We start from the raw sequence: 801 nt of genomic DNA, 5'->3' as shown, positions 1-801 counted from the left end.
CGGGATCGCGACCGCTTTCACCTCCGGCGGGAAGTACGCGCCGGAGCTCATCCGATTCCAGATCCTGTAGAGATTGTTCTTCAGATCCTTCTCGAACTCCGCCACCGACACCCCATCCACACCGGCTGCGCCCTGATTCCCTCTCACCTTCACCCAGGCCGCCCACACCTCCTCCTTGGAGATGTCAAACGACTTGCCAGGTGCTTTCACCTCGTCCATCCCGCTCCTCCCGGATCATCTCCGGTTGACCGAATCTTCCAGGCACGAACAACCCGGCCCCTTCGCTCCGCCCCCGTTACAGGGGTTTCAGCACTACTACGAGCCGGTCCGCCGGCGTGCCCCGCGACGGTACTCTCACGCCCCGGACCGAATACCGCGCCCGAGGCTCTCCCTGTCGCCGCGCGCTGACGCGGCAGTATCGGGACACGCCTTCCCACGTTCCGCACGAGAGCCGCAGACAGGACTCACGCCACCTCAACACCGGACGCCGCCCGGCCAACCAGCGGGCACCCGCCGGGCCCATCCCGGAGTAATCCACAAGAACCCCGGTTTCGACGCCATCTAAGCCTGTTTCGATGCTTCCGCAGTGGTCGTCTTCCCTGCCCCCACCTGACGCATCACGTGCGCCTTTTCCCTCGTCGCTCACCACGACAGTCTTCAGCTAACGCAGCACAGGGCGGTTTGGAGCCTCCCCCCGCAGGGGCGGCCCCGAAGGGCCAAACCTTCATCTCTCGTACAGCACCGCATCCAAGATGCTCATCTACCTACACGCTGAGATCCCTTCTGCGTTCGTGGCACACG

Annotated in this window: 1 pseudogene; it reads right to left on the bottom strand. The window is 64.3% G+C overall.

Features of this window, described 5'->3' with window-relative positions:
• Nucleotides 1–219, bottom strand: a pseudogene (locus KDL01_RS41520) (group II intron reverse transcriptase/maturase); the annotation flags it as partial.
• Between the last annotated feature and the right edge of the window lie 582 nt (nt 220–801).

This window comes from Actinospica durhamensis, assembly GCF_018139695.1.
In the GTDB taxonomy this organism is placed as follows: domain Bacteria; phylum Actinomycetota; class Actinomycetes; order Streptomycetales; family Catenulisporaceae; genus Actinospica; species Actinospica durhamensis.
This window is presented reverse-complemented; position numbering and strand designations above follow the sequence as displayed.